Below are 19,381 nucleotides of genomic sequence, written 5' to 3'. Positions count from 1 at the left end.
GGGTTTGCAAAAATATGCTTCCCGCTACCTGGGAAAGGGGCTGTCAAAAATATACTGCAGCCTGTAATGTGATGTCCTCTGCATACATGCAGTACGTCAATGTATTACTGTAGCATCCCGTCTGTTTTAGCATAGCTTTCGCCGTGTGTCTCCTGGTGTCTCGCTTCAGCATGATGCAGGTCGCCTTCCGTTGCGAGAATTGTTATGTGCGCGTAATCTGTCAGGAAAATTGAAACATTGGAGTTACGAAATATGCAAGCGCGTGTAAAGTGGGTTGAGGGGTTAACCTTCCTCGGTGAGTCCGCCTCTGGCCACCAAATTTTGATGGACGGTAACTCTGGTGATAAAGCGCCGAGCCCGATGGAAATGGTATTAATGGCTGCCGGTGGTTGTAGCGCAATTGATGTGGTATCGATCCTGCAAAAGGGTCGTCAGGATGTGACCAACTGCGAAGTGAAACTGACTTCAGAGCGTCGTGATGAAGCACCGCGCCTGTTTACCCACATCAACCTGCATTTCATCGTAACGGGTAACGATCTGAAAGATGCGTCAGTCTCCCGCGCCGTCGATCTTTCAGCGGAAAAATACTGCTCCGTGGCGTTGATGCTGGAAAAGGCAGTGAATATTACCCATTCCTATGAAGTGGTTGCTGCTGCGTGATGTCATGCCTGATGGCGTTTCACTTATCAGGCCTACAGGATATAAACACGTAGGCCGGATAAGGCATCAGCCGCCATCCGGCAAAAGACCACATCACTCTATCTTCTTACCTTCCATCAGTCGCTGTACCAGCGGCAGCATAATCAATTCCATCGCCAGACCCATCTTGCCGCCAGGTACGACTAACGTATTGATATGGGAAATGAATGATCCCTGCAACATGGCCAGTAACCACGGGAAGTCGATCCCTTCCAGGTTACGAAAATGAATCACGACAAAGCTTTCATCCAGTGATGGAATGCTCTTAGCGGCAAAGGGGTTGGAGGTATCGACGGTCGGTACGCGCTGGAAGTTAATATGCGTCCGGGAAAACTGCGGCGTGATGTAATTGATGTAATCGTCCATTGAACGCACCACCGAGTCCATCACCGCTTCACGCGAATGTCCACGCTCGCTGGTATCGCGGGTCAGCTTCTGGATCCATTCCAGGTTTACGATAGGTACCACGCCAACCAGCAGATCGACATGCCGGGCCACGTTTTGCTGCGGGGTGACAACACCGCCGTGCAGCCCTTCGTAGAACAGTACATCCGTCGGTTCAGGCAGCGGCTGCCAGGGCGTGAATGTCCCCGGAACCTGGTTCCATGGTACGGCCTCATCGTAAGTGTGCAGATATTTTCGCGACTGGCCTTTGCCCGTCTGACCGTATTCGATGAAGGTTTGTTCCAGCAAGCCGAAGTCATTAGCTTCAGGGCCAAAATAGCTGATATGCCGCCCGGCATCGCGCGCTTTGCGAATCGCCATGTCCATTTCCGGACGGGTATAGCGATGAAAACTGTCACCTTCCACCTCGGCGGCGCGCAGATTTAACTGCGCGAAAATTTTACGAAACGCGAGGCTGGTGGTGGTGGTCCCCGCGCCGCTGGATCCTGTTACCGCAATCACCGGATGTTTGGCAGACATAACAACTCCATGAAATGGTTGTAATTATAGTAAAGTCGGCCGGCGGCTACGGATTACTCGTGAATCTGCTTCCTCGGCATAATGTTGACCGTTTCATGCAGTTCAGACCACACCAGCACGGCTTCACCTGATTGTAGTTGGCGTTTGACGTCGGCGACTTTTTGTTCGAGCGAGCGTTCATGTTCACCATAATCGGTGCCTTCGCGCAAGACAAAGCTTTCAATCAAATTGTCCAGCGCGTCCGGGGAGATATCTTGCCAGGGGATAATCATGATGATGCCTCCAGATACGTTGTCAGCCAGTCCGGGATTCTTGATTCCAGCCACATCACAGGACGGCGCACCGTGCCACCTATAAATCCGACGTGGCCGCCGTGTTCAGTAAGCTGGTACTCCACCTGTGAGGGCAGATTTTCCGGTTTCGGGATCACATGATGATCCATAAACGGATCGTCTTTCGCATGGATAATCAGCGTTGGTTTGGCTATCCGATTGAGCAACGGCATGGCGCTGCACTGGCGGTAATAGTCTATAGCATCGGCGAAACCGTGGATTTTGGCGGTGATTAGATCGTCAAAATCGCGAATGCGGCGTAAAGATTTCAACTGGGCCAGACTCACCGGCAACGAACCTGGATAAGCTTCAAGCTTCCGTGAGGCATTGGCTTTCAACAGATTGAGCAGGTAGCGCTGGTAGACCCGGGAGAAGCCCTTGTCCATATGGTAGCTACAGGCTTCGAGCACGAAAGGTGCAGAAACGATAACCGCCGCATCTATCGGAATATCGTTGCCTTCTTTTGCCAGCAGGCAAGCCAGCATGTTTCCACCGAGTGAATAACCTACCGCCGCGGTCGGTACGCGACCGAACTCACGCTCCAGCCAGTGTAAAAACCAGGTGCCATCTTCTGTTTCACCGGAGTGATAAATGCGGTTCAGACGATTGGGTTCGCCGCTGCAACCGCGAAAGTGCATTACCACGCCCAGCCAGCCGCGCTTTTGTGCTGCTTCAATCAGGCCATGTGCGTAGGGGCTGTTCAGACTGCCTTCCAGACCGTGAAAAACCACCAGGCGCGGTTTGTGTTTCGCCTGTTGCGGATCTTCACTCCACGCCAGATCGACGAAATCACCGTCGGGCAATTCCAGACGCTGCCAGTGGGCGTCGAACTTCACCTTGCGGCGAATTAAACGCGGCAGCATCGTCTGCAGATGGCGGTTACTGATACCGCGCATCGGGCGGAATTCTCGCGAATCGTCGGTAGGTGGGGTCATTTCTGTGGACGTGATTTCAACCATAACACCGGAGCAATTAATAATCGGAAAGAATAACTATACCGCGCACAGCGCGTGCGGGTTAGCCAATATGTGATTTTGTCGCTAGTCAGTCAGCAGGTTACGCGAGAAAAGATGAAAATCGACGTTGTGTTTACGTCGCCACAGGCGGGCTTTACGCGTCCCTGTCGCCACGCTTTCTCCGGTATCTTCAAACATTCCTGACGCTTCAAAGCGACGAATCAGACTTTTACGCTGGATCGACTGGCCGAGGATCACCTCAGTGGCTTCGAGCAGTTGCCCATGGGTAAATGTTTCCGGCAAGCAGTATACGGGCAGGAGCGAGTACATCGTTTTTTGCCGTAAGCGGTGTAGCGCCGCGGTAATGATTTTCTCGTGATCAAACGCGAGTGAATAGTTTTTCAGTTCATCAACCGGCACCCAACGGGCATTGCTGACGCTGGCGATATGGGGCGCGCAGTCTACCCAGGCGATTAGTGCAAACCAGGTGACCGTCAGGCTCCAGCCGCGCGGGTCACGATCAGGGCCGGAAAAGGTATCCAGTTGTTCCAGCCACGAAGGCGAAACGCCTGTTTTTTCGGTGAGTTTGCGCAGCGCGGTGGCGCGGGTTGAATCATCGTTTTCGATATCAATAAAGCCGCCGGGTAATCCCCAACGCCCTTTTTGCGGCTGATTTGCCCGCTCGACCAGTAATACGCACAGCGCCTGCTGATGCAGGGTAAATAACACGCTATCTACCGTCACCAGAGGTGAAGGGAAGCGGCTGGCATCGTACTGATTCAGGTAGTCGGCTTCGGTGGTCATAAGATACTCACGATGATTTGTAACGCTGACAAGTGTACCAGCCCGACACCGGGGGGCAAGGTTCGTTTTTTCTTATTGCTTATCAGTGGATTAGCTCACGTCTTAAAAATAATTCATTTTATACTTGCTTAATATGTGTCACAGGGACATTATTAATTGTGTCGAAGGGACACAATTGAGGGGGAAGCGCGATGAACATAAAATTGACACTAACTTTGGACGACCAGACCTATGCCGTTGCCAGCGGTGTTTTTCCTGATGGTGCTGTCTGGTTAAAAGTCACCGATGCGTTGCCAACCTTTGCTCGCCTGATGCACATCCGTGCCACGGCTATGCGTGATATGAACGATTTTATGCTGCTGGCGCAACTGGTTGAGGCGGTACGTCATCAGACCGATGTACTGGTCAGCCATCTCGACCTCCCTTGGCTGCCGTGGGCGCGTCAGGACAGACATATGGTCTCGGGTGACAGCTTTGCGCTGAAAGTCTTCGCCAGTCAGCTTAATACGTTGAAATTTGACAAGGTTAACGTGCTCGACCCGCACAGCGATGCGGCGGCGGCTGCAATCGACAACTTTGTGGCGATCCCCCAGGAGGTCTGCCTGATGCAAAGCGCGTCATTATCGCGGCTGTTTCAGCAAAACGCGCTGATGCTGGTTGCTCCCGATGCGGGATCGCTGAAGAAGATTGATGCCGTAGCCAGAGCGGCCGGTGTGGAGCAGTATGCCATCCTGAGCAAAAAACGTGATGTGGCAAGCGGCAGCCTGACGGGATTTGCATTATTGGCCGGAGACGTCAGGGGTAGGGATCTGCTGATTGTTGACGATCTGTGTGACGCAGGCGGTACGTTTATAGGCTCTGCACAGGTGTTACGTGATGCTGGCGCCCGCAGTGTCAGCCTGTATGTCACCCACGGTATCTTTTCTAAGGGCGTTGATCACCTGTTTGCAAACGGTATTGACGCGATCTACACCACCACCTCTTTAGCTGCCCCAGCGTTGGTACATCCGCAGCTTGAGCTTATCGACATTGACGCGATTTACCGCGCCTGAGGGAGAGACTGATTATGAAAATGAACCCGATTCTGGCTATCGACGGCTACAAAGTTTCTCATCGCGTACAGTATCCGCAGGGTACCCATCGCGTGTATTCCAACTTTACCCCGCGCAGCGATCGCTTTTTCTCCTCGCCGTTGGCGGATGGCAAACTGGTATTCTTCGGCCTGCAGGGTTTTATGCAGTGGTTTTTAGTCGACCTGTTTAATGAGGCGTTCTTTGCCCGCCCGGAAGACGAGGTGGTCAGGGAATACAAACAGGTCATGGACAGCTATCTGGGCAAAGATGCGGTGGCGGTGGACCATATTCGTGCACTGCATCAGTTGGGCTATCTGCCGCTGCACATTAAGGCGCTGGATGAAGGCAGCAAAGTCCCGATGGCGGTACCGGTTTTAACTATCATCAACACCCAACCTGAGTTTTTCTGGCTGGTGAATTACCTGGAGACCGTGCTGTCGGCGGAGCTGTGGAAGGCGTCAACAAATGCCACGATAGCTCACCACTACCGCAAAATCTGCGCTCGCTGGGCAGAGCAAACCTGTAGCGACCTGACGCACCTTGACTTCCAGTGCCATGACTTTTCATTTCGCGGTATGTCCGGATTACAGGACACCATGCAGGCGGGCAGTGGGCATTTGTTAAGCTTTAAAGGGACCGACAGTATTCCATCTCTGCTGTACGCTCGCGATTACTACACCGACGGCGAGCCCTATTTTATCGGCGCCAGCATTCCGGCTACCGAACACAGCGTGATGTGTATGGGTGAGCGCGAGCATGAGATTGAAACCTTCCGCCGCCTGATTGCCGATCTCTACCCGCAAGGATTTGTATCGATAGTCTCTGATACCTGGGACTACTGGCAGGTGCTGACGGAATATACCCGCGAACTGAAGAACATCATTCTGGCGCGTGAAGGTCGGGTGGTATTCCGTCCGGATAGCGGCAATCCGGTGGAGATCCTGTGTGGTACTGGCGAAGATGACGATACAAGCAGCGTTCGTTCCGCTCAGGAGAAAGGGTCTGTGGAAGTGCTGTGGGAGATTTTTGGCGGCACGATTAACGCCAAAGGTTACAAGGTGCTCAACCCGCATGTCGGACTGATTTATGGCGACTCCATCACCCTTGAGCGAGCGAATGAGATCCTGCGTCGTCTGGAAGCGAAAGGATTTGCCAGTTCAAACGTCGTGTTTGGCGTTGGTTCTTTTACTTATCAATACAACACACGTGACACCTTTGGCTTTGCGATGAAAGCGACGTGGGGAGAAGTCGACGGCAAAGGCCGGACGATTTTTAAAGAACCAAAAACTGATAATGGTCTGAAACGTTCAGCCCGTGGTCTGCTTCGCGTCACACGTGATGAGCAAGGGGAATTGCGTCTGCATGACGAACAGACCTGGGAGCAAGAGCAGGAAGGGGAGCTGAAAACTCGTTTTCTCAACGGCAAGCTGTTTAACCGCGAGCATTTCGAAGAAATCCGCCAGCGTCTGGCGACACAGGGATAATTCAACAAAAATGCCGGATGAGACGTGTTGGCGTCGGATCCGGCAATGATGACTACTCGGCCAGCATCTGCTCAAGCTGTTCCTGAGCCTCCAGCCAGGCCATTTCACACTCTTCCAGCCCGGATTTCGCACTGGCCTGCTGCTGCAAACAGGCGGTAAGTTCGGCTTTGCGACTTTGGTCGTACAGTTCGCTGTCGCCGAGTTTTTCTTCCGCCTGCGCCAGCTGTGCGTGCAGTTTCTCCATCTCTTTTTCCAGACGGGTAATCTCTTTACGCAGCGGCTGCGTCAGGGAGCGCAGTTCCGCTTCGCGGCGCTTCTGGTCTTTACGCGCCTGGGCGCTGTTAACGCTCTCTTTCGCCGGTTCGTCGCCCTGGTTTTCCTGTTTCTGGACATCGCTCAGCCACTGCTGATAATCCTCCAGATCGCCATCAAACGGCTCGACTTTCTTGTCGTGTACCAGATAGAGGTCGTCGGTGGTGGAGCGGATCAGGTGACGGTCGTGCGAGACGACAACCAGCGCGCCTTCAAAATCGATCAGCGCCTCGGTCAGCGCCTGACGCATATCCAGGTCCAGGTGGTTGGTTGGTTCATCGAGCAGCAGCAGGTTAGGGCGCTGCCAGACGATCAACGCCAGTACCAGACGCGCTTTTTCGCCACCGGAGAAGCGGCGTGTCTCTTCGCTGACTTTATCGCCCTGGAAGCCGAATCCACCCAGGTAGTCACGCAGTTTCTGCTCCAGTTCCTGCGGTGCCATGCGTGCCAGATGCTGAATGGGTGATTCATCGGCGCGTAAAAACTCCAGCTGGTGCTGCGCGAAGTAGCCCAGTTTGATGCCTTTCGCCAGGCCAATCTCACCGCTGATTGGGGGCAGTTCGCCGGCCAGCAGCTTAATCAGCGTCGATTTACCCGCGCCGTTGCGACCGAGCAGGCCGATGCGGGAACCCGGCACCAGATTCAGTTTGATCGAATCGAGAATGACGCGATCGCCGTAACCAGCGCTAACCTTTTCCATCTTCAAGAGCGGGTTTGGCAGGCTTTCCGGCTCACGGAAGCTGAAGTGGAACGGGTTGTCCACGTGCGCTGGGGCAATCAGCTCCATACGTTCCAGCATTTTGATACGGCTCTGTGCCTGCTTCGCTTTCGTTGCTTTAGCGCGGAAACGATCGATATAGCTTTGCAGATGCGCCACGCGCTCCTGCTGGCTTTCGTACATTGCCTGTTGCTGTGCGAGGCGGGTCGCACGCTGGATTTCAAACGCGCTGTAGTTGCCGGTGTACTCGAACATGGTTTGCTGTTCGATATGAATAATTTTATCTACCACCGGATCGAGGAAGTCGCGATCGTGGGAGATCAAAATCAGCGTACCCTGATAGCTTTTCAGCCATCTTTCCAGCCAGATCACCGCGTCGAGATCGAGGTGGTTGGTGGGTTCATCGAGCAGCAGTAGGTCTGAACGGCAAATCAGCGCCTGGGCCAGGTTGAGACGCATACGCCAGCCACCGGAGAAGTCGCTGACCGGGCGCTCAAGCTGTTCGTTGGAGAAGCCGAGGCCATGCAGCAGGCTGGCGGCGCGTGAGCGCACGGTCCAGGCGTCGATGGCATCCAGCTTGCCATGGACAGTGGCAATGGCATGTCCATCGTTACGTTCGTTGGCGTCGTTCAACTGCGCTTCCAGTTGACGATACTCGCGGTCGCCGTCAATGACGTACTCCAGCGCGGGCTGTGGCAACGCAGGCGTTTCCTGATTCACCCACGCGAGCTGCCAGTTTCCCGGATAGGTAAATCCTCCAGCGTCGGCGCTGAGTTCATTTTTCAGCAATGCCAGCAGGGTAGATTTACCGCAGCCATTTTTACCCACCAGGCCAACCTTCTGCCCTGGATTAATGGTGGCCGTGGCATTGTCCAGCAAGACGCGCACGCCGCGACGAATTTGTAACGATGAGAAAACAATCATAAGGCGCCGTATGTTCAGACTATGTTAATTTATCATTATGATAATGTAATGTGCGGGCCGTTTGCCGCACCGAGGCGCAATGGTAGCCCAAAACGTCGAAAATAGACAAAAGACAAAACCGGGAGGGGGATGATGTTCCAGCCAGCGAAAGTCTTGCTGCTGTATGCCCATCCGGAATCTCAGGACTCGGTCGCGAACCGTGTTCTGCTTAAACCGGCCATGCAGCTCAGCAATGTTACCGTGCACGACCTTTACGCGCACTATCCTGATTTTTTTATCGATATTCCGCATGAACAGGCGCTGCTGCGTGAGCATGATGTGATTGTTTTTCAGCACCCACTCTATACCTATAGCTGTCCGGCGCTGTTAAAGGAATGGCTTGACCGCGTACTGAGCCGCGGATTTGCCAGCGGTCCCGGAGGGAATCAACTGGCGGGAAAGTACTGGCGTAGCGTTATCACTACCGGAGAACCGGAAAGTGCCTACCGCTATGACGCGCTAAACCGTTATCCAATGAGCGATGTGCTGCGTCCTTTCGAGCTAACGGCCGGTATGTGCCGCATGCACTGGATGAGCCCAATTATCGTTTACTGGGCCAGACGGCAAACGAAGCAGGAGCTGGACAGCCATGCGAAAGCGTATGGTGACTGGCTGGCGAATCCGATCCCTGTGGGAGGCCGCTGATGGAAGGTTCTGATTTATTGACAGCGGGAGTGTTGTTCCTCTTCGCGGCGGTGGCTGCAGTTCCCCTGGCCTCAAAGCTGGGTATCGGTCCGGTGCTGGGTTACTTGCTGGCGGGTATTGCTATCGGCCCGTGGGGATTAGGATTTATCAGCGATGTGGATGAAATCCTGCATTTTTCCGAGCTGGGCGTAGTCTTTCTGATGTTCATCATTGGGCTGGAACTTAATCCCGCCAAACTGTGGCAACTGCGGCGTTCAATTTTTGGCGTCGGTGCCGCGCAGGTGATGCTGAGCGCGGTGGTGCTGGCCGGATTATTGATGCTCACTGCGTTCTCCTGGCAGGCGGCAGTGGTTGGCGGCATTGGTCTGGCGATGTCATCGACCGCTATGGCGCTACAGTTGATGCGCGAAAAAGGCATGAACCGCAGTGAATCCGGACAACTGGGTTTTTCGGTGCTGCTGTTTCAGGATCTGGCGGTGATCCCCGCGCTGGCGCTGGTTCCGCTGCTGGCGGGTTCTGCTGACGAACATTTTGACTGGATCAAAGTGGGAATGAAGGTGCTGGCCTTTGCCGGCATGCTGATTGGCGGTCGCTATTTGCTGCGTCCGGTTTTCCGCTTTATTGCGGATTCTGGCGTGCGGGAAGTGTTCACCGCTGCCACGCTGCTGTTGGTGCTGGGGTCTGCTCTATTTATGGATGCGCTGGGGCTGTCAATGGCGCTGGGAACGTTTATCGCGGGCGTGCTGCTGGCGGAAAGCGAATACCGACATGAGCTGGAAACGGCAATCGATCCGTTTAAAGGCCTGTTGCTCGGGCTGTTTTTTATCTCCGTTGGCATGTCGCTCAACCTCGGCGTGCTCTACACCCATATTCTGTGGGTGGCAGCGAGCGTGATCGTGCTGGTGGTCGTAAAAATGCTGGTGCTATATGTGCTGGCGCGTCTTAACGGCATGAGAAGCTCTGAACGGATGCAATTTGCCGGGGTTTTAAGTCAGGGTGGTGAATTCGCTTTCGTGCTGTTTTCAACGGCATCCTCGCAACGGCTGTTTCAGGGCGACCAAATGGCGTTGCTGCTGGTGACCGTCACGCTGTCGATGATGACCACGCCGCTGGTGATGAAGTTGATTGATAAATGGCTCTCCCGCCAGTTTAACGGCACGGATGAGGAAGACGAAAAACCCTGGGTGGAAGATGATAAACCGCAGGTGATTGTGGTGGGGTTTGGGCGTTTTGGTCAGGTTATTGGTCGTCTGTTGATGGCCAATAAAATGCGGATTACCGTTTTGGAGCGGGATATCAGCGCGGTGAATCTGATGCGTAAATATGGCTATAAGGTTTATTACGGTGATGCCACGCAGGTGGAACTGTTGCGCTCCGCAGGGGCAGAGGCGGCGCAATCTATTGTTATTACCTGTAATGAGCCTGAAGACACCATGAAACTGGTGGAACTGTGCCAACAGTATTTTCCGCATTTGCATATTCTTGCGCGAGCGCGCGGACGTGTAGAAGCGCATGAGTTATTACAGGCTGGTGTGACGCAGTTTTCCCGCGAAACGTTCTCCAGTGCGCTGGAGTTGGGGCGTAAAACGCTGGTTACACTGGGAATGCATCCGCACCAGGCTCAGCGCGCTCAGCTACATTTTCGGCGGCTGGATATGCGCATGCTGCGGGAACTGATCCCCGTGCATACAGATACGGTACAAATCTCTCGAGCCAGGGAAGCCCGGCGCGAGCTGGAGGAAATTTTCCAACGAGAGATGCAGCAAGAGCGACGTCAGCTGGATGGCTGGGATGAATTTGAGTAGAGGATAACCATGGCAATTCGTAAACGTTTTATCGCAGGTGCAAAATGTCCGTCCTGCCAGTCGCAGGATACGCTGGCGATGTGGCGCGAAAATAATATCGATATTGTTGAGTGTGTTAAGTGCGGTCATCAGATGCGGGAAGCCGATAAAGAGGCGCGCGAGCACGTTCGCAAAGAAGAGCAAGTGATCGGGATTTTTCATCCGGACTAGCGATATGGCGCAGCTTTTTTTAAGCTAGAGGGTACACGGGTGCAGAATTCCGCTACAATCTGCGCCACTATTCTTTCCATGCTCAGGAGATATCATGAAAGTAGCAAAGGACCTGGTGGTCAGCCTGGCCTATCAGGTACGTACAGAAGACGGTGTGTTGGTTGATGAGTCTCCGGTGAGTGCACCGCTGGACTACCTGCATGGTCACGGTTCCCTGATTTCTGGCCTGGAAACAGCGCTGGACGGTCATGAAGTTGGCGACAAATTCGATGTTGCTGTTGGCGCAAACGACGCATACGGTCAGTACGACGAAAACCTGGTGCAGCGCGTTCCTAAAGACGTCTTCATGGGCGTTGACGAACTGCAGGTTGGCATGCGTTTCCTGGCTGAAACTGACCAGGGTCCAGTACCGGTAGAAATTACCGAAGTGGAAGACGACCACGTTGTGGTTGACGGTAACCACATGCTGGCTGGCCAGAATCTGAAATTCAACGTAGAAGTTGTTGCTATCCGCGAAGCGACCGAAGAAGAACTGGCTCACGGCCACGTTCACGGTGCGCACGGTCACGACCACGATCATGACCACGGTCATGACGGTTGCTGCGGTGGTCACGGTCACGACCATGGTCACGAGCACGGCGGCGAAGGCTGCTGCGGCGGTGGCGGTAAAGGTAACGGCGGCGGCTGCGGTTGCCACTGATCGGTATGATTGCCTGATGGCGCTACGCTTATCAGGCCTACCGTAGGCCGGATAAGACGTTTACGTCGTCATCCGGCACAAAAAAGCGGGGATATCCCCGCTTTTTTTACGTCTCAATAATGTGGCGGCGGGGTCTCTTCAGACTGCGACGCAATGTGGGACGGCTGCGTTGCTTTGAGCTTTTCCGTCAGCAGACGCAGATGGTCGCGCAGTTTGGCCATTTCCAGTTCATGCGCAGTCACCGTCACGTTGAGCTCTTCAATGGTGATCTCCTGAAATGCCAGGCGACTTTCCAGTTCAGCCAGGCGAGTTTCCATTGTTGTATCCTGCATGATTCACCTCTTTCTTTTTTCTCCGGCAGATCGCGGACTGCGGCGAATTCTACTTAACTTTGCTTGTTTGCACAGCACTCAATCTTCGGTAACGAAACTAATTTAAACAAAAAGAGTCTGAAAAGTGGTGATAATAGGGCGTGCCTGTATGTTGATTTGTTCTGCAACGCTTTATAGTACATTTTTATGTTAGCTAACCCTGGGGTGAGATGCCCCGGCCCTGGAGATATGGATGAAATCACTGTTTAAAGTAACGCTGCTGGCGACCACAATGGCTGTTGCTCTGCATGCCCCGATCACCTTCGCTGCTGATGCTGCGAAACCAGCCGCTACTGCTGACAGCAAAGCAGCATTCAAGAATGACGACCAAAAAGCCGCTTACGCGCTGGGCGCGTCCCTGGGTCGTTATATGGAAAACTCTCTGAAAGAGCAGGAAAAACTGGGCATCAAACTGGATAAAGATCAGCTGATCGCTGGTGTTCAGGATGCGTTTGCAGACAAGAGCAAACTGTCTGACCAGGAAATCGAACAAACTCTGCAGGCGTTTGAAGCGCGCGTGAAGAGCTCCGCTCAGGCGAAAATGGAAAAAGACGCGGCTGACAACGAAGCCAAAGGTAAAGTTTACCGCGAGAAATTTGCTAAAGAGAAAGGCGTTAAAACCTCTTCTACTGGCCTGGTCTACAAAGTAGAGAAAGAAGGTACTGGCGCTGCACCGAAAGATAGCGATACCGTGGTAGTCAACTACAAAGGTACGCTGATCGATGGTAAAGAGTTTGATAACTCCTACACCCGTGGTGAGCCGCTGTCTTTCCGTCTTGACGGTGTCATCCCTGGCTGGACTGAAGGCCTGAAAAACATCAAGAAAGGCGGCAAAATCCAGCTGGTTATCCCACCGGATCTGGCTTACGGCAAAACCGGCGTCCCGGGTATTCCGGCCAACTCTACGCTGGTCTTTGATGTTGAACTGTTAGACATCAAACCGGCACCGAAAGCTGACGCGCAGCCAGATGCTGCACCGGCAGATAAAGCTGCAGACAGCAGCAAAAAATAAGCTAACAGAAACCGCCGCCCACAGGGCGGCGGTTTTTTATTATCGACAGGATATAATTAATACTGGAAAGCGCCTTGTGCGCTGTATTACTTTAGATGCCCCTATAATAGTGATGAGCCTGCCCTGACAACATAACGACAGGCTCCTGAAAAGGAGTGCTTTTTTTCATGTCCAGGTCGCTTTTAACCAACGAAACCAGTGAGCTAGATTTGCTGGATCAACGTCCTTTCGATCAAACCGACTTCGATATCCTCAAATCCTACGAAGCGGTAGTGGACGGGTTGGCGATGCTCATTGGTTCCCATTGTGAAATCGTATTGCACTCTTTGCAGGATTTGAAATGCTCGGCCATCCGCATTGCTAACGGTGAACACACGGGCCGTAAAATTGGCTCACCGATTACCGACCTTGCGTTGCGTATGCTGCATGATATGACGGGTGCGGATAGCAGCGTGTCGAAGTGTTACTTCACACGTGCGAAAAGCGGTGTCTTGATGAAGTCGGTGACGATTGCCATTCGCAACCGTGAGCATCGCGTGATTGGTCTGCTGTGCATCAACATGAACCTTGATGTTCCTTTCTCGCAGATAATGAATACCTTTATCCCACCGGAAACCCCGGAAGTGGGCTCTGCCGTCAACTTCGCTTCTTCGGTGGAAGATCTGGTTACCCAGACGCTGGAATTCACGATCGAAGAAGTGAATGCCGATCGCAATGTTTCCAACAACGCGAAGAACCGCCAGATCGTCCTGAATTTATATGAGAAAGGCATCTTCGATATTAAAGATGCCATCAACCAGGTCGCCGATCGGCTGAACATCTCCAAACATACGGTCTACCTCTATATTCGTCAGTTCAAAAGCGGCGATTTCCAGGGGCAAGACAAGTAATGCGTTTTGCCATCATGGTGACAGGGCCTGCTTATGGCACGCAGCAGGCGAGTAGCGCGTTGCAATTTGCACATGCGCTTCTCGAAGAAGGGCATGAGTTATGCAGCGTCTTTTTCTATCGAGAAGGTGTATATAACGCCAACTTACTGACTTCACCCGCCAGTGATGAATATGATCTGGTGCGGGCCTGGCAACAACTGAACCAACAGCATGGTGTAACGCTGAATATCTGCGTGGCGGCGGCGTTGCGTCGCGGCGTTGTTGATGAAACTGAAGCAAAGCGTCTGGGACTGGCAGGGGCTAATTTACAATCAGGTTTTAACCTCAGCGGGCTTGGATCGCTGGCTGAGGCATCCCTGACCTGCGATCGCGTGGTGCAGTTCTGATGAAACGTGTTGCTTTTGTCTTTTCTACCGTGCCGCATGGCAGCGCATCTGGCCGTGAAGGATTAGATGCATTGCTAGCGACATCTGCATTAACGGAAGACCTCGGCGTGTTTTTTATCGGCGATGGCGTCTTTCAAATCCTCCAGGGACAACAACCGGATGCCGTGCTGGCGCGAGACTATATCGCAACCTTCAAGCTGTTAGGGTTGTACGATATCGATCAATGTTGGCTCTGCGCTGCCTCATTACGCGAGCGAGGCCTTCAGCAGGGGGTTAATTTTGTGGTCGATGCGACAGCGCTTGAACCGGAAGATTTACGCCGTGAGTTAGGCAACTTTGACGTCATTTTAAGGTTTTGAGACTCTCATGCTGCACACACTACATCGCTCCGCGTGGCTTACCGATTTCTCCTCTCTTCTTCGCCTGGTAGATAAAGACGATGAGCTTTTATTGCTCCAGGATGGCGTGACGGCGGCAATTGAAGGAAGCCGTTTCCTTGAAAGTCTGCAAAATGCCTCCATTAAGGTCTATGTACTGGAAGAAGACATTAAGGCCCGCGGTTTGAGTGGTCAAATTTCAGACAGTGTCGTCAGGGTTAGCTATACTGACTTCGTCAGACTTACGGTGAAGCATCCCAGCCAGATGTCCTGGTAATTGTGGGATCGTTGTATATTTCTTGACACCTTTTCGACACCGACCTAAAATTCTGCGTCCTCATATTGTATGAGGTCGTTTTATTACGTGTTTACGAAGCAAAAGCTAAAACCAGGAGCTATTTAATGGCAACAGTTAACCAGCTGGTACGCAAACCACGTGCACGCAAAGTTGCAAAAAGCAACGTGCCTGCGCTGGAAGCATGCCCGCAGAAACGTGGCGTATGTACTCGTGTATATACTACCACTCCTAAAAAACCGAACTCCGCACTGCGTAAAGTTTGCCGTGTTCGTCTGACTAACGGTTTTGAAGTGACTTCCTACATCGGTGGTGAAGGTCACAACCTGCAGGAGCACTCCGTGATCCTGATCCGTGGCGGTCGTGTAAAAGACCTCCCGGGTGTTCGTTACCACACCGTTCGTGGTGCGCTTGACTGCTCCGGCGTTAAAGACCGTAAGCAATCACGCTCCAAGTATGGCGTGAAACGTCCTAAGGCTTAATGGTTCTCCGTTAAGTAAGGCCAAACGTTTTATATTAATGTCAAACTAAACTCTTAGAGTTTTGGACAATCCTGAATTAACAACGGAGTATTTCCATGCCACGTCGTCGCGTCATTGGTCAGCGTAAAATTCTGCCGGATCCGAAGTTCGGATCAGAACTGCTGGCTAAATTTGTAAATATCCTGATGGTAGATGGTAAAAAATCTACTGCCGAAACTATCGTATACAGCGCGCTGGAGACCCTGGCTCAGCGTTCTGGTAAAAACGAACTGGAAGCTTTCGAAGTAGCTCTCGAAAACGTGCGCCCGACTGTCGAAGTTAAGTCTCGCCGCGTTGGTGGTTCTACTTATCAGGTACCAGTTGAAGTCCGTCCGGTCCGTCGTAATGCCCTGGCAATGCGTTGGATCGTTGAAGCTGCTCGTAAACGCGGTGATAAATCCATGGCTCTGCGCCTGGCGAACGAACTTTCTGATGCTGCAGAAAACAAAGGTACTGCAGTTAAGAAACGTGAAGACGTTCACCGTATGGCAGAAGCCAACAAGGCGTTCGCACACTACCGTTGGTAATCCCTTCGGAGTTTTAGTCACCAGGCGGGCGCTTCTAGTAAGCAGCCCGCTTTGGGCTACTTAAATTGAACGCCTAAAAGATAAACGAGGAATCAAATGGCTCGTACAACACCCATCGCGCGCTACCGTAACATCGGTATCAGTGCGCACATCGACGCCGGTAAAACCACTACTACCGAACGTATTCTGTTCTACACCGGTGTAAACCATAAAATCGGTGAAGTTCATGACGGCGCAGCCACCATGGACTGGATGGAGCAGGAGCAGGAACGTGGTATTACTATCACCTCCGCAGCGACTACTGCATTCTGGTCTGGTATGGCTAAGCAGTATGAACCGCATCGCGTAAACATCATCGACACCCCGGGGCACGTTGACTTCACTATCGAAGTAGAACGTTCCATGCGTGTGCTTGATGGTGCAGTAATGGTTTACTGCGCAGTTGGTGGTGTTCAGCCTCAGTCTGAAACCGTATGGCGTCAGGCAAACAAATATAAAGTTCCGCGCATTGCGTTCGTTAACAAAATGGACCGTATGGGTGCGAACTTCCTGAAAGTTGTTGGTCAGATCAAAACCCGTCTGGGCGCGAACCCTGTTCCGCTGCAGCTGGCAATTGGCGCTGAAGAAGCGTTCACCGGTGTTGTTGACCTGGTGAAAATGAAAGCCATCAACTGGAACGAAGAAGATGCAGGCGTAACCTTCACTTATGAAGATATCCCGGCTGACATGCAGGAACTGGCTGAAGAATGGCACCAGAACCTGATCGAGTCCGCTGCAGAAGCTTCAGAAGAGCTGATGGAGAAATACCTGGGTGGTGAAGAACTGACTGAAGAAGAGATCAAAAAAGCTCTGCGTCAGCGCGTTCTGAACAACGAAATCATCCTGGTAACCTGTGGTTCTGCGTTCAAGAACAAAGGTGTTCAGGCGATGCTGGATGCGGTAATTGATTACCTGCCATCCCCAGTAGACGTACCTGCGATCAACGGTATTCTGGACGACGGTAAAGATACTCCTGCTGAGCGTCATGCTAGCGATGACGAGCCGTTTGCTGCTCTGGCATTCAAAATCGCTACCGACCCGTTCGTGGGTAACCTGACCTTCTTCCGCGTGTACTCTGGTGTGGTTAACTCCGGTGACACCATCCTGAACTCCGTGAAAACTGCACGTGAACGTTTCGGCCGTATCGTACAGATGCACGCTAACAAACGTGAAGAGATCAAAGAAGTTCGCGCGGGCGATATCGCTGCTGCAATCGGTCTGAAAGACGTGACCACTGGTGACACTCTGTGTGACCCGGATCACCCGATCATTCTGGAACGTATGGAATTCCCTGAGCCGGTAATTTCCATCGCGGTAGAACCGAAAACCAAAGCTGACCAGGAAAAAATGGGTCTGGCTCTGGGCCGTCTGGCTAAAGAAGACCCGTCATTCCGCGTATGGACTGACGAAGAATCTAACCAGACCATTATCGCTGGTATGGGTGAGCTGCACCTCGACATCATCGTTGACCGTATGAAGCGTGAATTCAACGTTGAAGCGAACGTCGGTAAACCTCAGGTTGCTTACCGCGAAGCGATTCGCGCGAAAGTTACCGATATCGAAGGTAAACACGCTAAGCAGTCTGGTGGTCGCGGTCAGTACGGTCATGTTGTTATCGACATGTACCCGCTGGAGCCGGGTTCAAACCCGAAAGGCTACGAGTTCATCAACGACATCAAAGGTGGTGTAATTCCTGGCGAATACATCCCGGCCGTTGATAAAGGCATCCAGGAACAGCTGAAATCTGGCCCGCTGGCTGGTTACCCGGTTGTTGATCTGGGCGTGCGTCTGCACTTCGGTTCTTACCATGACGTTGACTCCTCTGAGCTGGCGTTTAAACTGGCCGCTTCTATCGCCTTCAAAGATGGCTTTAAGAAAGCGAAACCAGTTCTGCTTGAGCCTATCATGAAGGTTGAAGTAGAGACTCCGGAAGAGAACACCGGTGACGTAATCGGTGACTTGAGCCGCCGTCGTGGTATGCTTCGTGGTCAGGAATCCAACGTCACTGGCGTTGTTATCCATGCTGAAGTTCCGCTGTCTGAAATGTTCGGATATGCAACCCAGCTGCGTTCTCTGACCAAAGGCCGTGCTTCTTACTCCATGGAGTTCCTGAAGTACGACGATGCGCCGAACAACGTTGCTCAGGCCGTTATTGAAGCCCGTGGTAAATAATCCACAGGATTAAAACCTAAGTCCCGTGCTCTCTCCATAGGGGAGAGCACTATAGTAAGGAATATAGCCGTGTCTAAAGAAAAATTTGAACGTACAAAACCGCACGTTAACGTCGGCACCATCGGCCACGTTGACCACGGTAAAACTACCCTGACCGCTGCAATCACTACCGTACTGGCTAAAACCTACGGCGGTGCTGCTCGTGCATTCGACCAGATCGATAACGCGCCGGAAGAAAAAGCTCGTGGTATCACCATCAACACTTCTCACGTTGAATATGACACCCCGACTCGCCACTACGCACACGTAGACTGCCCGGGCCACGCCGACTATGTTAAAAACATGATCACCGGTGCTGCGCAGATGGACGGCGCGATCCTGGTTGTTGCTGCGACTGACGGCCCGATGCCGCAGACTCGTGAGCACATCCTGCTGGGTCGTCAGGTAGGCGTTCCGTACATCATCGTGTTCCTGAACAAATGCGACATGGTTGATGACGAAGAGCTGCTGGAACTGGTAGAAATGGAAGTTCGTGAACTTCTGTCTCAGTACGATTTCCCGGGCGACGACACTCCGATCGTTCGTGGTTCTGCTCTGAAAGCGCTGGAAGGCGAAGCAGAGTGGGAAGCGAAAATCATCGAACTGGCTGGCTTCCTGGATTCTTACATCCCAGAACCAGAGCGTGCGATTGACAAGCCGTTCCTGCTGCCTATCGAAGACGTATTCTCCATCTCCGGTCGTGGTACCGTTGTTACCGGTCGTGTAGAGCGCGGTATCATCAAAGTTGGTGAAGAAGTTGAAATCGTTGGTATCAAAGAGACTGCTAAGTCTACCTGTACTGGCGTTGAAATGTTCCGCAAACTGCTGGACGAAGGCCGTGCTGGTGAGAACGTTGGTGTTCTGCTGCGTGGTATCAAACGTGAAGAAATCGAACGTGGTCAGGTACTGGCTAAGCCGGGCTCTATCAAGCCGCACACCAAGTTCGAATCTGAAGTGTACATTCTGTCCAAAGACGAAGGCGGCCGTCATACTCCGTTCTTCAAAGGCTACCGTCCGCAGTTCTACTTCCGTACTACTGACGTGACTGGTACCATCGAACTGCCAGAAGGCGTAGAGATGGTAATGCCGGGCGACAACATCAAAATGGTTGTTACCCTGATCCACCC

General features: G+C 52.6%; 21 protein-coding genes and 1 pseudogene. 16 read left to right on the top strand and 6 right to left on the bottom strand.

All coding sequences use genetic code 11. The features are described from left to right. The first annotated feature begins 252 nt into the window (after positions 1 to 252). Complete coding sequence (locus OGX86_RS13095) at positions 253 to 660, top strand: OsmC family protein (RefSeq protein WP_003827750.1); 408 nt, start codon at positions 253 to 255, stop codon at positions 658 to 660. 93 nt (positions 661 to 753) lie between these two features. Here OGX86_RS13095 and OGX86_RS13090 read toward each other — a convergent pair whose 3' ends face one another. The 4 genes and pseudogenes from OGX86_RS13090 to OGX86_RS13075 form a co-directional block, all read right to left on the bottom strand. Then, complete coding sequence (locus OGX86_RS13090) at positions 754 to 1,623, bottom strand: phosphoribulokinase (RefSeq protein WP_003827751.1); 870 nt, start codon at positions 1,621 to 1,623, stop codon at positions 754 to 756. A 53-nt stretch (positions 1,624 to 1,676) separates the two neighbouring features. Then, positions 1,677 to 1,895, bottom strand: coding sequence for a YheU family protein (locus OGX86_RS13085; RefSeq protein WP_003023615.1), 219 nt, complete (start codon positions 1,893 to 1,895; stop codon positions 1,677 to 1,679). Next, positions 1,892 to 2,960, bottom strand: a pseudogene (locus OGX86_RS13080) (hydrolase). Before OGX86_RS13080 ends, OGX86_RS13085 begins: the two are co-directional and overlap by 4 nt. A 35-nt stretch (positions 2,961 to 2,995) precedes the next feature. Continuing rightward, positions 2,996 to 3,715 carry an NUDIX domain-containing protein gene (locus OGX86_RS13075; RefSeq protein ID WP_286640204.1) on the bottom strand — a complete coding sequence of 240 codons (720 nt, stop codon included), beginning with the start codon at positions 3,713 to 3,715 and terminating at the stop codon, positions 2,996 to 2,998. A 191-nt stretch (positions 3,716 to 3,906) separates the two neighbouring features. On the opposite strand from OGX86_RS13075, the gene prs reads away from it, so the two are divergent. Further along, positions 3,907 to 4,767, top strand: a complete 861-nt coding sequence (gene prs / locus OGX86_RS13070) for a ribose-phosphate diphosphokinase (protein WP_284106068.1) — start codon at positions 3,907 to 3,909, stop codon at positions 4,765 to 4,767. A gap of 14 nt (positions 4,768 to 4,781) precedes the next feature. Further along, positions 4,782 to 6,272, top strand: coding sequence for a nicotinate phosphoribosyltransferase (locus OGX86_RS13065; protein WP_284106067.1), 1,491 nt, complete (start codon positions 4,782 to 4,784; stop codon positions 6,270 to 6,272). Positions 6,273 to 6,324: 52 nt separating this feature from the next. On the opposite strand, the gene OGX86_RS13060 is transcribed toward OGX86_RS13065, so the two are convergent. After that, on the bottom strand, positions 6,325 to 8,226 hold the full coding sequence (locus OGX86_RS13060; protein WP_048227390.1) for an ABC transporter ATP-binding protein: 1,902 nt from the start codon (positions 8,224 to 8,226) through the stop codon (positions 6,325 to 6,327). Between the two features lie 132 nt (positions 8,227 to 8,358). On the opposite strand from OGX86_RS13060, the gene kefG reads away from it, so the two are divergent. From kefG to slyD, 4 genes are all read left to right on the top strand, one after another. Beyond that, positions 8,359 to 8,910: a glutathione-regulated potassium-efflux system ancillary protein KefG gene (kefG, locus tag OGX86_RS13055; RefSeq protein ID WP_003023629.1), complete on the top strand. Its 552-nt coding sequence runs from the start codon at positions 8,359 to 8,361 to the stop codon at positions 8,908 to 8,910. Beyond that, positions 8,910 to 10,715: a glutathione-regulated potassium-efflux system protein KefB gene (gene kefB / locus OGX86_RS13050; RefSeq protein WP_286640203.1), complete on the top strand. Its 1,806-nt coding sequence runs from the start codon at positions 8,910 to 8,912 to the stop codon at positions 10,713 to 10,715. Before kefG ends, kefB begins: the two co-directional genes overlap by 1 nt. 9 nt (positions 10,716 to 10,724) lie before the next feature. After that, a complete protein-coding gene (locus tag OGX86_RS13045; protein WP_003023632.1) occupies positions 10,725 to 10,925 on the top strand; it encodes a YheV family putative zinc ribbon protein in 201 nt (66 codons plus the stop codon). A 94-nt stretch (positions 10,926 to 11,019) separates the two neighbouring features. Then, positions 11,020 to 11,625 (top strand): peptidylprolyl isomerase, encoded by a 606-nt coding sequence (gene slyD / locus OGX86_RS13040; protein ID WP_003023634.1) that lies wholly within the window; start codon positions 11,020 to 11,022, stop codon positions 11,623 to 11,625. A gap of 113 nt (positions 11,626 to 11,738) precedes the next feature. Here the strand turns inward: slyD and OGX86_RS13035 are convergent, their stop codons facing one another. After that, positions 11,739 to 11,957 (bottom strand): protein SlyX, encoded by a 219-nt coding sequence (locus OGX86_RS13035; protein WP_003023639.1) that lies wholly within the window; start codon positions 11,955 to 11,957, stop codon positions 11,739 to 11,741. A 232-nt stretch (positions 11,958 to 12,189) separates the two neighbouring features. On the opposite strand from OGX86_RS13035, the gene fkpA reads away from it, so the two are divergent. The 9 genes from fkpA to tuf all read left to right on the top strand — a co-directional run. After that, a complete protein-coding gene (gene fkpA / locus OGX86_RS13030; protein WP_003827768.1) occupies positions 12,190 to 13,008 on the top strand; it encodes an FKBP-type peptidyl-prolyl cis-trans isomerase in 819 nt (272 codons plus the stop codon). A gap of 167 nt (positions 13,009 to 13,175) precedes the next feature. Further along, the gene (locus OGX86_RS13025; protein ID WP_003023643.1) at positions 13,176 to 13,898 is read left to right on the top strand and encodes a helix-turn-helix transcriptional regulator; all 723 of its coding nucleotides are present in this window, start codon (positions 13,176 to 13,178) and stop codon (positions 13,896 to 13,898) included. Next, positions 13,898 to 14,284 (top strand): sulfurtransferase complex subunit TusD, encoded by a 387-nt coding sequence (tusD, locus tag OGX86_RS13020; protein WP_008786293.1) that lies wholly within the window; start codon positions 13,898 to 13,900, stop codon positions 14,282 to 14,284. The genes OGX86_RS13025 and tusD overlap by 1 nt, the downstream gene beginning before the upstream one ends. Further along, a complete protein-coding gene (gene tusC / locus OGX86_RS13015) occupies positions 14,284 to 14,643 on the top strand; it encodes a sulfurtransferase complex subunit TusC (protein WP_003827771.1) in 360 nt (119 codons plus the stop codon). The genes tusD and tusC overlap by 1 nt, the downstream gene beginning before the upstream one ends. A 7-nt stretch (positions 14,644 to 14,650) precedes the next feature. Continuing rightward, positions 14,651 to 14,938 (top strand): sulfurtransferase complex subunit TusB, encoded by a 288-nt coding sequence (gene tusB / locus OGX86_RS13010; protein ID WP_008786292.1) that lies wholly within the window; start codon positions 14,651 to 14,653, stop codon positions 14,936 to 14,938. A gap of 125 nt (positions 14,939 to 15,063) precedes the next feature. Continuing rightward, complete coding sequence (gene rpsL, locus OGX86_RS13005) at positions 15,064 to 15,438, top strand: 30S ribosomal protein S12 (RefSeq protein ID WP_003023654.1); 375 nt, start codon at positions 15,064 to 15,066, stop codon at positions 15,436 to 15,438. Positions 15,439 to 15,533: 95 nt separating this feature from the next. Beyond that, positions 15,534 to 16,004 carry a 30S ribosomal protein S7 gene (gene rpsG, locus OGX86_RS13000; protein WP_003023657.1) on the top strand — a complete coding sequence of 157 codons (471 nt, stop codon included), beginning with the start codon at positions 15,534 to 15,536 and terminating at the stop codon, positions 16,002 to 16,004. A 96-nt stretch (positions 16,005 to 16,100) separates the two neighbouring features. Beyond that, the gene (gene fusA, locus OGX86_RS12995; RefSeq protein ID WP_003023659.1) at positions 16,101 to 18,215 is read left to right on the top strand and encodes an elongation factor G; all 2,115 of its coding nucleotides are present in this window, start codon (positions 16,101 to 16,103) and stop codon (positions 18,213 to 18,215) included. Between the two features lie 69 nt (positions 18,216 to 18,284). After that, a partial coding sequence (gene tuf / locus OGX86_RS12990; RefSeq protein ID WP_118262821.1) for an elongation factor Tu occupies positions 18,285 to 19,381 on the top strand: 1,097 nt, incomplete at its 3' end.

The organism is Citrobacter sp. Cpo040 (assembly GCF_030332915.1).
In the GTDB taxonomy this organism is placed as follows: Bacteria; Pseudomonadota; Gammaproteobacteria; order Enterobacterales; family Enterobacteriaceae; genus Citrobacter; species Citrobacter portucalensis.
Note: the sequence above shows the minus strand (reverse complement) of the source record. Positions and strands in the feature narration are given on the sequence as shown.

What these genes read in the sequence shown, in the direction of transcription:
- OGX86_RS13095 (WP_003827750.1), top strand. Translation starts at nt 253, where the DNA reads ATGCAAGCGCGTGTAAAGTGGGTTGAGGGGTTAACCTTCCTCGGTGAG.
- OGX86_RS13090 (WP_003827751.1), bottom strand. Translation starts at nt 1,623, where the DNA reads ATGTCTGCCAAACATCCGGTGATTGCGGTAACAGGATCCAGCGGCGCG.
- OGX86_RS13085 (WP_003023615.1), bottom strand. Translation starts at nt 1,895, where the DNA reads ATGATTATCCCCTGGCAAGATATCTCCCCGGACGCGCTGGACAATTTG.
- OGX86_RS13075 (WP_286640204.1), bottom strand. Translation starts at nt 3,715, where the DNA reads ATGACCACCGAAGCCGACTACCTGAATCAGTACGATGCCAGCCGCTTC.
- prs (WP_284106068.1), top strand. Translation starts at nt 3,907, where the DNA reads ATGAACATAAAATTGACACTAACTTTGGACGACCAGACCTATGCCGTT.
- OGX86_RS13065 (WP_284106067.1), top strand. Translation starts at nt 4,782, where the DNA reads ATGAAAATGAACCCGATTCTGGCTATCGACGGCTACAAAGTTTCTCAT.
- OGX86_RS13060 (WP_048227390.1), bottom strand. Translation starts at nt 8,226, where the DNA reads ATGATTGTTTTCTCATCGTTACAAATTCGTCGCGGCGTGCGCGTCTTG.
- kefG (WP_003023629.1), top strand. Translation starts at nt 8,359, where the DNA reads ATGTTCCAGCCAGCGAAAGTCTTGCTGCTGTATGCCCATCCGGAATCT.
- kefB (WP_286640203.1), top strand. Translation starts at nt 8,910, where the DNA reads ATGGAAGGTTCTGATTTATTGACAGCGGGAGTGTTGTTCCTCTTCGCG.
- OGX86_RS13045 (WP_003023632.1), top strand. Translation starts at nt 10,725, where the DNA reads ATGGCAATTCGTAAACGTTTTATCGCAGGTGCAAAATGTCCGTCCTGC.
- slyD (WP_003023634.1), top strand. Translation starts at nt 11,020, where the DNA reads ATGAAAGTAGCAAAGGACCTGGTGGTCAGCCTGGCCTATCAGGTACGT.
- OGX86_RS13035 (WP_003023639.1), bottom strand. Translation starts at nt 11,957, where the DNA reads ATGCAGGATACAACAATGGAAACTCGCCTGGCTGAACTGGAAAGTCGC.
- fkpA (WP_003827768.1), top strand. Translation starts at nt 12,190, where the DNA reads ATGAAATCACTGTTTAAAGTAACGCTGCTGGCGACCACAATGGCTGTT.
- OGX86_RS13025 (WP_003023643.1), top strand. Translation starts at nt 13,176, where the DNA reads ATGTCCAGGTCGCTTTTAACCAACGAAACCAGTGAGCTAGATTTGCTG.
- tusD (WP_008786293.1), top strand. Translation starts at nt 13,898, where the DNA reads ATGCGTTTTGCCATCATGGTGACAGGGCCTGCTTATGGCACGCAGCAG.
- tusC (WP_003827771.1), top strand. Translation starts at nt 14,284, where the DNA reads ATGAAACGTGTTGCTTTTGTCTTTTCTACCGTGCCGCATGGCAGCGCA.
- tusB (WP_008786292.1), top strand. Translation starts at nt 14,651, where the DNA reads ATGCTGCACACACTACATCGCTCCGCGTGGCTTACCGATTTCTCCTCT.
- rpsL (WP_003023654.1), top strand. Translation starts at nt 15,064, where the DNA reads ATGGCAACAGTTAACCAGCTGGTACGCAAACCACGTGCACGCAAAGTT.
- rpsG (WP_003023657.1), top strand. Translation starts at nt 15,534, where the DNA reads ATGCCACGTCGTCGCGTCATTGGTCAGCGTAAAATTCTGCCGGATCCG.
- fusA (WP_003023659.1), top strand. Translation starts at nt 16,101, where the DNA reads ATGGCTCGTACAACACCCATCGCGCGCTACCGTAACATCGGTATCAGT.